The organism is Pseudomonas sp. LB3P14, assembly GCF_054898045.1.
In genome coordinates this window covers 2,115,430-2,128,691 of sequence record NZ_CM142714.1, presented here as the reverse complement: position 1 = coordinate 2,128,691, position 13,262 = coordinate 2,115,430, and the positions used below count along the sequence as shown (strand labels likewise).

Here is a 13,262-nt window from a genome sequence, read left to right as displayed (position 1 = left end):
TGTCAGTTGACCTGCACCAGACCACCCTTGATGGTCAGCATGCCGCCGCCATCCACGGTCTGCGAAGCGGCACCCTTGTTGGTCAGGCTGATCCCGGCATCGTTGGTCATTGTCGTGCCGGCCTTGTTCTCCAACGAGGTGCCGGCCTGATTGCTCAGGGACGTACCGGCCTTCTGGCTGATCGAGGTGCTGGCCTCGGCCGCCAGGTCCGCGCCGCTCTTGATCGAAAAACTGCCGCCGCTTTGCAGGGTCAGGGTGCCGGTCACCTTGATGGTCAGGTTGCCGTCCACGGTCAGGCTGTAATCACCGGTGACCTTGTGCGTGTAATTGCCCCCGGTGCTGTGGGTCTGGTCAGCGCCCACGGTCACCGTGCGACTGTCCTTCACATCGAGGTTGTCGCTGCCGGTCTGGATGGTCACGCTGCGCTTGCCTTTTTCCAGGGTCACGGTCTCGTCGCCTTCCTTCACCGTGCGGGTGCGGGCGTTCTGCACCGTCAGGGTTTCATCGTGGCCCACGGTGGCGGTGGTGTCGTTGAGCACGTTGATCTTGAAGTCCTTCTGCGCCTGGAGAAACACCTCTTCGGCGTCCTTCTTGTCCTCGAAGCGCAACTCGTTGAAACCGCCGCCGCCCTTGGACGATTGGGTCTTGATCCCGGACTGGGTCTGATTCGCCGGCAGCGCATAGGGCAGGGCGTTGTCACCGTTGTAGACGCAACCGGTCACCAGCGGCCGATCGGGGTCGCCATCGATAAACGTCACGATCACTTCCTGGCCGATGCGTGGCACGAATTGCATGCCAAAACCCTTGCCGCTCCAGGGCAGTACCACCCGCACCCAACAGGAACTGGCTTCGTCGTTTTTGCCGTCGCGGTCCCAGGGGAACTGCAACTTGATCCGGCCGTATTCGTCGGTCCAGATTTCTTCGCCGGATTTGCCGACGACGATGGCGGTCTGGGTGTGCATTCGCGGTTTTGGCGTTGTTCGCGCCGGGCGGAACGGCGTGGCTTTGGGTATCGCCTCGAAGCGGTTGCGATAATTGTCGTGGCTGGCCTCGTGGGTCACCGAGGTCACGATCCAATCGATATTCAGGGTCGTGTCATCGTGACCGGCCAGCGTGAACCAATGCCCCGGCACCAGCCAGCGGCAATCGCTTTCACCGACGAAGCGTTTCTCCTGACTGCGCAAGCCGTCTACCCGTTGCTTGGTCAGCGCATCGCCGCGGGCCTTGGCGTTGTAACCGCCGGGGTGCTCGTACATCGAGCGTGGCCCGGCCACTGCTTCGGCCTGGCTGTAGAGCGAAGTGGTCGGGGTAGTGAACTCGTAATCCGTCGCTCGATACACCCCGGCGACCGCTTGCATGCACACCTGGCCGGAGCGAATGCCATGCAGTTCGCGTTCACCCATTTGCTGACCGAGGTAGGTGACTTTTGGCCCGTTGGGAATCTGCGGGAAGGCGTCGTTGCTGTCCCCCAGCACCATCGTGTGCTTGCCGTCTTCATGGGTGAAAAACCAGAAAATCCCTTCCTCTTCCAACAGTCGCGAGACGAAGGCGAAATCGGTTTCGCCGTACTGCACGCAGTATTCGCGCGGGGTGTAACTGCCGGTGAGTTTCAACAGGAAATCCGTGAATCCGTGGGCCTTGAAAATCGAGGTGACGATGTCTGAGGTGGAGAGATTCTGGAATACGCGGTTGTTGCTGGCGAGGGTCAACCACCAGAGCCAGGGACGCAGTACAAGTTGATAGCGCTCGGCGGTGGCGTCGGCGGGAAGTTGGCGAATTTCGGCAACCAGTGCGTCCAGTGGGCGAACCATGGCGTCGTTATGCAAGGTGGTGGTGACATGAGTTGCGACGGCGCTAGTCAGGGTGAGAGAAGTGCCGTCATTCAGGCCGTTGAGAGTTTGCGAGCCGAGTGAGTTGAGCGCTTCTTCACCGGACAGCGACTCAGGGTAAAGCGCCGACAGAGACGATGCCGTGAGGGAGAGGCTTGTGTTGCTGTCTGTGGAGCGTGGCATCAAGCAACCTCACGTGATGGTCAACGGTTTTGCCGGCTGTTCAAAATAACTCTGCGTTTTTTGGATCCTCTTTTTCTGCTGTGACAGTTTAAATAAGCGCGGTCCTTCCTGCGCAAACCCCGCAGGTGCGCGTACCGTCATGCCAGCTACCTTTACCGGCAAGTGTTTTACCATGCGCATGGCACCACACTGTCCCGCAGGTTGTGCACTGATGCCAACTTCTGACAACGCTTGGGCGCCAATACCCATGAGTTGTATTGCATGTACGGCATTTGGCTTCCCATACGGGAGCGTTGGTGATTTGGTTTATCACATTCAGATGGGTTTGCAGCAAGCCATTCAGGCCGATGCTGGTGAGGGTCAGGTGTTCGTCCCACATCAGATTTGATGCATGGCAGATCGGGCCGTTGGGACCTTTCTGAATGTAGATTAGCCTGTCATCGGGCGGCAGCCGGATTCCGATACCCCAGTGATCCCAGCCATACCATTTAGACGTCCGCATATGCAGGGTGTATCTGAAGTTGTCGCCCACGCCCAACGGCGTCAATCCATTCTTGCGCGCAGCAATACTCATCATGGCGACTCTGATTTCCGTTTCCGCGGCGGCGATTCGATCTCCATACCAGACGTCTGCGTGATTATCTTCCAGGCTTGTGAATTCGTTATTGCAACCGGGAAACTGGGCGCGTGCGTCAATGATGCTACTCCCATGAACAATCTTGGCGCGCTCCGGGTCGGGGTCATCCGGGTCCAATATTGTGGTGTGCCCGATAATGGCGCGGTAGATGCTGTCCGCGCTATTGGCATGGCCGTTATCCATGTGCCCGCCGTTTAACGCCCAACTCCAGCAGGCAGCGGTATAGAGTTGGCCCTGGTTGGTTCCAGGGATAGCATAACCATCGCGGCTAGCTATATAGGCCGCCAGTTTTCGTCTTTCGTTATCGGTCAGAGTGGGCATTGTTTTTATCCTGAAAAAATTATTTGGTTAATTAATTGATTTGCCTCTAGTCATCCCTTTTCTAGTCGCCTCTGGCAGAGGTCTGTCAGCGCTGTACCGCTGAGGGAAAGCATCGCTTGCCTCCATTGGACTGAACCGCCGTCATTGCGGGTTCATGAAGAGCATGGCCTGGAGGTACATCTTGTCCGGGGCACAGGCCAGTACAGGTACCTCGAACTCCCTGGCCGCAGTCATAACGCCATACATGCGATGGATGGGGGTCGCCGTATGCGGGTAGATCTTGCACCAGTAGGCGAAGATGGCGTAGGCGAACGCCTGCAATTCCTGGACTGTGGCCTTCGCGTTTTTCGCCACCAGCAGCATGAGCTGCGTTGTGTAGGAAGGGGCCGCCCATATCGGTACGGCAGCCCAGCGTGCCTGTGACGTCCAGTAGAAGTCTTCATTGGGCGTACTGACATTGATCCGCATGTTGTCCTTAGTGATGCGGCCCAGATCCATCGGCTGCTCACTCCAGTCGAGCTTCTTCTTGAAAGACATCGTGATGTCGTAGAGGAAGGGGACCTGTTTCTCCGTGGACATGTCAGCGAAGCCACTGACCCAGGCGCTCCAGTCCAGGCTCGGATGCAGCGATGCATAAGCGCCTTTCAGGAGTTTATCGCGCTCACTTTCATCAAATAGTGCTTGCGCGTAGGTGCTTATTTTTTGGGAGACACTGGATACAAGTGCGCGGATCCTTTCTGAACTAAGCACCAGGCCCGCCACTTCGGTTTCCTGTGCGAGAGTTGGCTTGGACAGGTGCTCACCGAACAAGGCCAGCACCAAGTCAATGTAGTTGTTGTAATAGCGCCATTCGGCATTGATGCCGGCCTCCTTTCTCTTCTGCATGCCCTCTGGTGACATCCGTTTGTAGATATCCGCCTGTTGCCTGTCGTACTCGGTGAATCTGATCCACTGCGCAAGGATGTCCAGCATCGGCGCGTGAGCGGATGCATCGATATCGAGCAGATTGAACGTGAGCTGCGCGCGATCTCGCACTCCGGCCTGGTTGGAGCCGTCAATCAGCTCATAGGCTGCCTCATTGCCTTTGGGGTTCTCACCTGTGTACACAGCAAATTGAATGCAGTTTTCAGAACCTTTATGCATGAATAGCATTGAGCCTCCTGAGTTACTCCAACACCCACTCCGCCAACTTCCCCGTCACCTGCGTCATCAACACATTCTCAACATCCCGTGCACCCGCCGCACTGCACTTGGCCAACACCGCCTGCACAATCCCGGCATCAAACTCAAACTGCTTGCCGGTCGCGGCTTTATAGCGCCCGCGCAATTTCTCGAGTTTCGCCAACACAATCCCTTCCAGCGTCGCCTCATCCAACGGCCGATACGCGACCACCGTCATGCGTGCCAGAAACGCCGGGCGAAACGCTTTCAGCAGCACTTTATGCAACGCTTCGTTGAAGTCATCGCTGCCCAGTTGCGCCACCGGTGTATCGAGCAGCAACTCAGCGCCAACATTGCTGGTGGCCAGCATTACCGTGTTTTTGAAGTCCACCACCAACCCGGTTCCGTCCTCCATCACGCCTTTGTCGAAGACGTTGTAGAAGGCCTCAAGCACATCCGGGTGGGCCTTTTCGATTTCGTCGAGCAGCACCACCGAATAGGGTTTGCGCCGTACCGCTTCGGTGAGCACGCCGCCGCTGCCGTAGCCGACGTAGCCGGGCGGGGCGCCTTTGAGTTGGCTGACGGTGTGGGCTTCCTGGTATTCCGAGAGGTTGATGCTGATCAGGTTGCGCTCGCCGCCGTACAGCGCGTCGGCCAGGGCGTAGGCGGTTTCGGTTTTGCCGACGCCGGTGGGGCCGACCAGCAGGAACACGCCGACTGGTTTTTGTGGGTCGGTGAGGCCGGCGCGGTAGGCTTGCAGGCGTTGGGCGATGGTGTTCAGCGCGGTGCTCTGGCCCATGACCCGTTGGCCCATGCGCTGGCCGAGGGTGCGGACGGCGTGGGCTTCGTCGGCAAGCATCTTGCCCACCGGGATGCCGGTCCAGCCGGCGATGACAGCGGCCACGGTTTTCGCGTCAACCTGTTCCGGCACCAGCGGATCGTCCTGGCGAATGGCGTCCAGCCCGGCTTCCAGGCGCACCAGTTCGGCGGCCAGATGATCGATGCGGCTGTCGGTGGCTTCGTCCGATTTGTCGCTGTCGGCGCGTTCGCTCAAGGCCAGCAGCTCGCTTCGGGTTTCCAGCAGTTCGCGCACGGCGACCCGTTCTTCGTTCCAACGCACTTCCAGTTCGCGAATGGCCTGCACGTTACCGACGGATTCGGTTTCCAGCAGGGTGATGCGTTCACGGTGATCGAGCCCGGTGGCCTGTTCGCGCCGCAGGCGTTCGACTTCGTCTTTGAGGCTTTGCTGGCGATGGCGCAGGCTTTCCAGCGGTGGCGGCACGTCGTGCTGGCCGAGGGCGACCCGGGCACAAGCGGTGTCGAGCACGCTGATGGCCTTGTCCGGCAACTGGCGCCCGGAGATGTAGCGATGGGACAGTTTCACTGCCTCATGAATCGCCGCGTCCAGCACTTGCACGCCGTGATGCTGTTCGAGTTTGGCGGCAACCCCGCGAAGCATTTCAACAGCGGTGGTTTCGTCCGGTTCCTCCACTTGCACCAGCTGGAAGCGCCGGGCGAGCGCCGGGTCTTTCTCGAAGTATTTTTTGTACTCCAGCCAGGTCGTCGCGGCCAGGGTGCGCAACTCGCCACGGGCCAGGGCCGGTTTGAGCAGGTTGGCCGCGTCGCTGCCACCTTCCGCGCCGCCAGCGCCAATCAGGGTGTGGGCTTCGTCGATGAACAGAATGATCGGTTTGTCGGCGTTGCGTACCGCGTCGATCACACCTTTGAGGCGCTGCTCGAACTCGCCCTTGACCCCGGCGCCGGCCTGCAACAGACCGAGGTCGAGTACCCGAAGACTGACTTCCTGCAACGACGGCGGCACATCGCCGGCGGCAATGCGCAGGGCCAGGCCTTCGACCACCGCCGTCTTGCCCACCCCCGGTGCGCCGACCAGGATCGGGTTGTTCTGCCGGCGCCGCAGCAGGATATCGATGCACTGACGAATCTCGCCGTCACGGCCGACGATGGGGTCGATGCGCCCGGCATGGGCGTCCGCGGTCAGGTCCTGGGTGAACTGATCAAGGACCGAATCCGGTTTCGGCTGCGGGTTACCTGGATTGACTGGCCGCGTGCCGCCGACGTGTTCGCGAGAACTTTCGGTCCATTCCAGCAGATTGCTGCGCAAGGCATCGCGCGGAATTCGCAACAGCGACGAGGCACTGTTGAGCAACAAGCTGCGGCGCTCGTCGCGGTCAATCAAGGCCAGCAGCAGCAAGCCTGAGCGGATGCTGTCGAGGCCCAGCACACTGGCCTGGACCACCGCATCTTCGAGCAGACCGATGGTTTGCGCCGAGAGCGCCGGGGTGCGCGTGCTGCCGGACTTGAACAGGTCCAAAGCCTTGTTGATTTCCGCCGTGAGGGTATCGCGCTCCAGGCCGAAGCGCGGCAGCAGCCAGGCGAAGTCACCGCCCTCGATGTCCAGCAGTTCCAGCAGCAGGTGCTCGATTTCGACGTAATGATGACCCCGTTGCAGGCAACGTTGCGCGGCTCGTTCCAGGGCGCGGCGGTTGTCCGGGTTGAGGCGTCCGATCAGGCTGGCCAGTTCCATGTTCAGGTGATCTCCAGCTGACGAAGGCGGGTTTCGATTTGTTGCACAGCGAGGTTGGTCTGGCGTTGCAGACCGCCGTTCCAGCTGAGCAATGGCGGTGCCTGGCGACCGAGTTTGATCGGACTGGCACCGCGCACCAGCAACACCAGGGTGCAGTCCAGATCCGGGCCGAAATACAAGGCGCTGAGGCTGGCCAGGGCCGCGTGGGATTCACCGTCCGGCAGAAACCGCGCAGCCTGGGCAGAGGTCAGCGGGCCGAGGGTCAGGCGAATACCGGCATGTTCATCCCAGACCCGGGTGCCGGCCACGGCGCTGCGGCCCAGTTGCAGGTTGCGGCCACCTGGTTGCAAGCGGCTGCGGCTGGCCGGTGGAATCTCGCGCCAGGCACCTTCATAGGCACTCAGCTTCGCGGGCAGTTCGAACTGCTCACGCACGATGGCGGCGAAACCCGCGAGGGAGCGACGGCCATCGGCAAACAGCGCGCTGCACGCCAGTACCGCGGAATCGGGTACGGCCTGGCGTTCCTGCAAGGCCTTGGGCAGCAACCCGGTCAGCGCCCGCAGCTGCGCCTGCACCGGTGACGCGCCGGGCACAGTGAACCCGACGGCAATCCGGTGTTTGCGCATCACCTTGTACAGCAGGCTGAGCAAGCGATGCTGAAACAGGTCGAGGAACGCGGCCGGTGCATGATCCTTGGCGCGGGCCCGTTGCTGCAGCCATTCCTGATAGGCGTAAGGCAGGGGGCCGTCGGGGCCGCCGAGGCCGAACACCGGAGTGCTGAGGATCGGTGGCTGGCCGGGTGCTTGGCTCAGGCTTTCGATTTCACTGGCGGAAAAAAGTGGTGTCAATGGGCCGCGCAGACGCAAGGCTTCCGCTTGAGGGGCGGTGCCGCTGCCCAGGGATTCGGCTTGCGGATGCTCGCGCTCCAGCAGCAATAACGCCTGCAATAACTCGAACGCCTGCGGATCGCGACGCAGCTTCTGGCTCAGGCTCAGAGGGACAGCGGCATGCCGGCTTGGGGTTGCCATGTTTTCACCTCCTTGTCTGACTGAACCAGCACTGTGCGCACGAAGCGGTTGGCCGTGGCATAGAGTGAAAAGAATTGCGCCAGCACCGCTGAGAACAACACCGCGCTGCTGCCGACGAAATGCTGCGAATCCAGTTGCAGCTGAACTTCCAGCCCATTGCGCCAGCCGCGCCAGGCGTCTTCGCCAACATGGGCGATGACCCGCTCACAACCAAGGCCCAGCAAGCCTTCGATCTGCCGCAGGGCGCTGGCTTCATCCCGCAAGTTGTGCAGCTGCAGAATCTCCTTGAGTGCATCCAGCGCCTGCGGTCCCTCGACCAATGACAAATGATTGAGGGTCAATTGCGACACCAGCCGCCAACGCGATTCGCCGTCCAGCCGTGGCAGGCTTTGCGGACTGGGCGGGTTGCGCAAACGAGCCCAGGCCACCGGCCCCGGCCGTTCGAAACCCAGTGGCGTCCCGGCCGCCAGGCTCTGGGCCAGATGCCGATTGGTACAGAGCAGTTCGGCGGTGAGACTGTATTCGGTGGCCTCGGACAGCGGGTCGAGCCGGGTGTCCACCAGACTCACCATCATGTCGGTGCCCAGACGATTTGGGGTCATGCCGCTGATCCGTCGCGCGTGCCAGTAGCACTGCTTCTCACCGCCGATATGCTGGCTGCCGTAATAGGCCGGCACCCGTTGCACACCCTGGCTGGAGCTGGCGCGCACGGCCCGGATGCTGTGAATCTCGACGCTGTTTTCCCGATGACTGTCGGCGACCAGGCGGTATTCGCTGCGGGTGCCGTCGGGGCGCAGCGGTTCGGAGGTGCGGGGGAACAGGTTGATCACCGGCGCACAGCCCAGAGCGATGTCGCTGGCCTGCAGATGCATGCGGCTGGTCGGGGCGCGATCGAAGACGATGTACAAATAAGCCGTCTGGCTGTCGCTGGTGGCACCCGCCAACGGGATGTCGAAGAAATTGAATTTGTCCGGGAAGGCAAAGTACTCGGCGAGTAGACGCATGCCCGGATGCACGCCGTCTTCGTCCGGCAGCAGCACTTCATCGCTGGAAAAACCGACGATCTGCGGTAGCCCCGTCAGCACTTTGGGCACGCTGCCGACCGGTCCGGCCAATACCTTCACGGCATGCGCGCCGAGCAGGTCATAGAGGCAGGCGTTGATCACTGGTGAGGCGCAAAGATGCACGCGCAACTGTTTGATGCCAAGCGTCGACCATTGGCTTTCACCGAGGCAGCGCACGCTTAGACGCAGCGCCGAGCGCGCCTGAACAACACCGGTCAGGGCCTGGGCTTCGTCGCTGCCCAACAGTAGCGCTTCATTGATTTCCAACGGCCACAGCCGAACCGCAGCGCTGGTGCGAAAGTGAATGCTTTCGCCTTTGCCGGTGGTGACGAATAACGGTGTGTCGCGGGGCAACGGGTAGCCGCCGGCCAGGTTGCCTTTGCTCGGGTCCGGTTCGAACTGCACGATCGCGCAGGACGGCAGAGGGCGCATGGCCAAAGGATAAAGTTGTTCCAGCAGCGCATCGCTGAATTCGGCGTAGTCGTCATCAAGCCGACGTTGCAGGCGTGCCGCCAACAGCGCAAAGCCTTCCAGCAGCCGTTCGACATGCGGGTCGGGGCATTCGCCGGGGGACAATTCCAGACGTCTGGCGACCTTGGGATAACGCTCGGCGAAAATGCTCCCGGCGTGGCGCAGCCAGGTCAGCTCACGCTGGTAGTAGTCGAGCAGTTGCGGGTCAATCGAGTCGCTCATGACGTACCTCAAGGCCATCGCTGGCCCTCTCGATGACAAATGCCACGGGCCAGTGCTGCTGGCCACTGCGCAGTTCACCGATCAGGCGAATGCTCAGTTGCTGCGGATGTCCGGGCACCGGATCGACCTGAACTTCGCCCAGGCGCAGGCGCGGTTCGAAATGGGTAATGGCCTCGCGCACTTCCCGCGCCAACTGACGACGGTCATCGCTGCGCTGCTGTTGCAGGGCGGTCCAGTCAGCGATGCCGTAGTCGAGAATGCTCGGCGGAGAGGTCAGCGGGCGTTGGCCGCGTCGGGTATTGAACAGGCGTAGCAACTCCGTTTGCACCGAGTCGAGCAGGCCCTGGCGATCGAACACCTGCACAGTGTCGACCTCGCTTGAGGCGAGTCGCTCGAACAACGGAGGGAGGATGCCGGTGCCTGCCATGGCCGACGCGTCCGCTTACTTGACGAGCTTGTTGGCGGCCATGTCCCAGGTCGAGGCGGCCGTGCCTTCCTTGGTGCCGTCGTCTTTCTGGGCAGTGAGTTCCCATTTGATCTTGGTGAAATTCAGGGAAATGGTTTCCACCGGTTTGCCACCCGTACCGCCACTGACGCTGACGTTCGACAGCACGACATTAGTCAGGGTGTAGATGATGAACGGCATCAGCTGACCGCTGCCTTCGGCGGCGTTACGGCCGATGGTGATCTTGGCTTCCGGGATCGGTTTACCGGCGCAGCAATACTCGTTGAGGGACGGGGTGGAACTGTCGACGAATTTGGTCAGGGTGAACTCGCCGATGTGTGGCTTGCCGGAGGTACGCTCCGAGTTGCTGACATCGTTGGTCACCTGCATGGCCACGTTGTGGCTGTAGGACATGACTTCGATTTTGTCCGCGTAGCCCTCGAGCAGGCTGTCGCCTTTGATATCGCCGCCGAGGTCGAGAATGATTGCATCCATCGCATGAAACTCCTGAAGGTTATCGCGCTAGATAAACGGAGAACTCCCGCCGGGTTGGCCGGCGGGAGAGGCAGGTCAGGCAGCTACCGGTGGCGGCAGGGTCGCGACCAGGCGGATCGACGCGGTCAGCTCTTCGAGCTGGAAGTGTGGCCGCAGGAACACCGTGGCCTTGTAGGCGCCCGGCTTGCCGGCGACTTCGGTCACGTCCACGCGCGCTTCGCGCAACGGGTACTGCGCCTTGATCTCTTGCGGCGCGTTGTCGTTGATCAGCACGTAGTCGGCGATCCAGTTGTTGAGGTAGGTCTGCACGTTGTCGCGGGTCATGAAACTGCCGACCTTGTCGCGCATGATCACCTTCAGGTAGTGCGCGAAACGCGAGGCCGCGAGCACGTACGGCAGCATCGCCGAAATCCGCGCATTGGCGTTCGCTTCGTTGGTGTTGTAGAGCTTGGATTTGTTGGTGGTCTGGCCACCGAAGAACACCGCCACGTCGCTGTTTTTCTTGTGACACAGGGCGATGAAGCCGAGGTCGTTGAGCTCTTTTTCCCGGCGGTCGGTGATTGCCACTTCGGTCGGGCATTTGAGCGACAAGTCGCCCGAGCTGGTGCGGAAGGTATGGGCCGGCAGGCCTTCGACCGCGCCACCGCCTTCGGCACCGCGAATGGCCGCGCACCAGCCGTACTTGGCGAAGGCCTCGGTGATGCGTTGCGACAAGGCCCAGGCGGCGTTGCCCCACAGGTACTTGCCGTGGTCGCTGCCGTTGACGTCTTCGACGTAGTTGATGCCTTCCACCGGCGAGGTTTCCGGGCCGTAAGGCAGGCGCAGCAGGAAATGCGGCAGCACCAGCGACACGTAGCGCGAATCTTCGCTTTCGCGGAAGGAGCGCCATTTGATCAGCTCCTGGCTTTCGAAGACTTTCGACAGATCACGTGGCACGGCCAGTTCGGTGAAGCTGTTCATGTCGAACAGCCGTGGGCTGGCGGCGGCAATGAACGGTGCGTGAGCGGCCGCGGCAACGTTGGAGAGCTTCTCCAGCAGGCCGATGTCCTGAGGGTGCCGGCCGAAGGTGTAATCACCCACCAGCAGACTGAACGGGTGGCCGCCGAAGGTGCCGTATTCTTCTTCGTAGATCTTCTTGAACAAGGCGCTCTGGTCGAACTCGACGGCTTTTTCCAGGTCGTTCTGCAGCTCTTTCTGGGTCACGTTGAGCAGTCGCAGTTTCAGCCGGGAACTGGTTTCAGTGTTTTGCACCAGCAGGTGCAGGCCGCGCCAGGACGCTTCGAGTTTCTGCAGGTCCGGGTGGTGCAACACCTCGTTGAGCTGAGCGCTGATCAGCTCGTCGATCTGGCTGATACGGTCGTTGATCATCGCCACGGTGTCCTTGTCGATGGCCATGCCTTCGTCGAGTACCTGGGTGGCGAATTCCGCGAGCATGTCGCGGGCGTAATCCTGCTGACTGTCGTCATGGGCCATGCGGCCTTCGGCGATGATGCGGTCTAGCAGGGACAGGCTTTCTGTTGTGCTTTCACTGGTTTTGGCAGCGGCTGAAGCGGGCATGGCGACATCTCCCTAAGTGATTAAGTGATCAGGCTTGCGGTTCGGCCGGTGCTTCGCTGTCGCCAGCGGAGGCGGGAGCGGCGGTTTCCGGACGGGCAGACTTGATCTCTTGCAGGCCTTCGGTGTTGGCGATGACGTCGCGCAACAGCTTGTCCAGATCATCGTTGCCATCGAGCTTGGTCAGCAGATCGCGCAGACGCTGGCGGGCTTCGAACAGGCGTCGCAGCGGCGTGACCTGCTCGACCACTTTCACAGGATCGAAGTCGTCGATGTGTTTGAAGTTGAGCTCGATGTTGAGCTTGCTGTCGTCGCCGCTGAGGGTGTTGGTCACCTGCAAGGTGGCGCGGGGAGCGATCGAGGCGAGCACTTCGTTGAAGTTGTCGCGGTCGATTTCGGTGAAGCGCCGTTCATTCAGTTTCGCGAGTGGCTCGAGGGGCTTGCCGGAAAGGTCGGCGAGAATGCCGACGACCAACGGTAATTCTTTTTTCTCGATGGCGTTGCCGATTTCGACGTCGTAGGTGATTTGCACCCGGGGAGGGCGGACTCTGTCGAGCTTGTGCTGAGTACTTTCTGCCATGTTGGCTGACTCCGATGCATGAGCGGGCGCAATGCATCGGGAGGCCCGTTCATCGCTTTCCCTTGCTGGACCGTAGGTTAGAAAGGGTGGCAGATGGACCTGTCGTTCCTTTGACAAACCTTCCTCATTCGGCATGTGCGCCGAACTACCCAAGACGCTAGAACAGGTCTATAAAAAAGCAAGCGAAAAGCTTTTTTGGACTGTCTTGAGAAAAGGAAAATTCATTTTGTTTGCACGTTTTTTTGCTTTGGTCTTGTTCCTGACCCTCGCCGGGTGTTCGTTGTTCGGGCCACGCGTGGACCTCGACAACCTGACCCTGGACGTCGCTCCCCGAGCTAACGACGACACCCCGATTGCCGTGGATTTCATTGCGGTGAACGACCCGGACCTACTCAAGCAGCTGTCGGGCATTACCGCTCGGCAGTGGTTCGCCGAGCGCGAGCAATATCAACGCGACTACCGACAGCTGATGACGGTCTGGGGCCTGGAGCTGGTCCCCGGTCAATTCATCGATAAACAACCCTTCCCGCTGGGGGGCAAGCGGGCGGCTGGACTTTTGGTCTTCGCCAGCTATAACACTCCCGGAGCACACCGGTTGCGGCTGGATGACCAGAGCAACGCCTGGCTCAAGTTCGACAGTCGCGAGATGACGCTGGTGGGCGACGGCCCGAACTGAATGCATGGCAAGAACGCCCCTGTGCGCGGCGACACTTAGACGTCGAAA

Annotated in this window: 11 protein-coding genes; 1 reads left to right on the top strand and 10 read right to left on the bottom strand. The window is 60.8% G+C overall.

What is annotated here, in order from left to right; all coding sequences use genetic code 11:
- Positions 1-2 precede the first annotated feature (2 nt).
- The 10 genes from ACYZT5_RS09725 to tssB all read right to left on the bottom strand — a co-directional run bounded on the left by ACYZT5_RS09725 (position 3) and on the right by tssB (position 12,538).
- Complete coding sequence (locus ACYZT5_RS09725) at positions 3-2,012, bottom strand: type VI secretion system Vgr family protein (RefSeq protein WP_462050901.1); 2,010 nt, start codon at positions 2,010-2,012, stop codon at positions 3-5.
- An 88-nt stretch (positions 2,013-2,100) separates the two neighbouring features.
- A complete protein-coding gene (locus tag ACYZT5_RS09720) occupies positions 2,101-2,970 on the bottom strand; it encodes a hypothetical protein (RefSeq protein ID WP_462050900.1) in 870 nt (289 codons plus the stop codon).
- Positions 2,971-3,111: 141 nt separating this feature from the next.
- Positions 3,112-4,122 (bottom strand): hypothetical protein, encoded by a 1,011-nt coding sequence (locus ACYZT5_RS09715; protein ID WP_462050899.1) that lies wholly within the window; start codon positions 4,120-4,122, stop codon positions 3,112-3,114.
- 13 nt (positions 4,123-4,135) lie between these two features.
- Positions 4,136-6,679 (bottom strand): type VI secretion system ATPase TssH, encoded by a 2,544-nt coding sequence (gene tssH, locus ACYZT5_RS09710; protein ID WP_462050898.1) that lies wholly within the window; start codon positions 6,677-6,679, stop codon positions 4,136-4,138.
- A 2-nt stretch (positions 6,680-6,681) separates the two neighbouring features.
- A complete protein-coding gene (gene tssG / locus ACYZT5_RS09705; RefSeq protein WP_462050897.1) occupies positions 6,682-7,707 on the bottom strand; it encodes a type VI secretion system baseplate subunit TssG in 1,026 nt (341 codons plus the stop codon).
- Positions 7,671-9,464 (bottom strand): type VI secretion system baseplate subunit TssF, encoded by a 1,794-nt coding sequence (tssF, locus tag ACYZT5_RS09700; protein WP_462050896.1) that lies wholly within the window; start codon positions 9,462-9,464, stop codon positions 7,671-7,673. Before tssF ends, tssG begins: the two co-directional genes overlap by 37 nt.
- Positions 9,448-9,891, bottom strand: coding sequence for a type VI secretion system baseplate subunit TssE (gene tssE / locus ACYZT5_RS09695; RefSeq protein ID WP_462050895.1), 444 nt, complete (start codon positions 9,889-9,891; stop codon positions 9,448-9,450). Before tssE ends, tssF begins: the two co-directional genes overlap by 17 nt.
- A gap of 15 nt (positions 9,892-9,906) precedes the next feature.
- Entirely contained in the window at positions 9,907-10,404 is a 498-nt protein-coding gene (locus ACYZT5_RS09690) for an Hcp family type VI secretion system effector (RefSeq protein WP_008149831.1), read from the bottom strand.
- Positions 10,405-10,479: 75 nt separating this feature from the next.
- Positions 10,480-11,961 (bottom strand): type VI secretion system contractile sheath large subunit, encoded by a 1,482-nt coding sequence (gene tssC, locus ACYZT5_RS09685; RefSeq protein ID WP_462050894.1) that lies wholly within the window; start codon positions 11,959-11,961, stop codon positions 10,480-10,482.
- 28 nt (positions 11,962-11,989) lie between these two features.
- Complete coding sequence (gene tssB, locus ACYZT5_RS09680; protein ID WP_462050893.1) at positions 11,990-12,538, bottom strand: type VI secretion system contractile sheath small subunit; 549 nt, start codon at positions 12,536-12,538, stop codon at positions 11,990-11,992.
- 226 nt (positions 12,539-12,764) lie between these two features.
- On the opposite strand from tssB, the gene ACYZT5_RS09675 reads away from it, so the two are divergent.
- Positions 12,765-13,214 (top strand): type VI secretion protein, encoded by a 450-nt coding sequence (locus ACYZT5_RS09675; RefSeq protein WP_462050892.1) that lies wholly within the window; start codon positions 12,765-12,767, stop codon positions 13,212-13,214.
- The last annotated feature ends 48 nt before the right edge of the window (positions 13,215-13,262 follow it).